Source organism: Corynebacterium sp. UMB9976, assembly GCF_030212265.1.
Taxonomy (GTDB): domain Bacteria; phylum Actinomycetota; class Actinomycetes; order Mycobacteriales; family Mycobacteriaceae; genus Corynebacterium.
The window spans coordinates 1-241 of sequence record NZ_JASODY010000166.1; the positions used below are offsets into that span (position 1 = coordinate 1).

Here is a 241-nt window from a genome sequence, read left to right on the forward strand (position 1 = left end):
CAGGCCATATGTTTCCTACACTGGGACGATCAGCCACATCGCTGACAACACGCTTGACCGCAGGTTCACCCCAGATAAGCCGAATACCGTCTTTGTCAGCGACGTCACCGAGTTCAGGATCCAAGGCCGCAAGGTCTACCTGTCACCGGTGATGGACTTGTTCGACCGCTCGATCGTTGCCCACACTGTGGCTACATCACCGTCGACAGCGTTGACCACCGATTCTTTGTCCAAGGCGATC

General features: G+C 56.0%; 1 protein-coding gene. It reads left to right on the forward strand.

Annotated elements, in window-relative coordinates; genetic code table 11:
- A partial coding sequence (locus QP140_RS10240; protein ID WP_336620638.1) for a DDE-type integrase/transposase/recombinase occupies positions 1-241 on the forward strand: 241 nt, incomplete at both ends.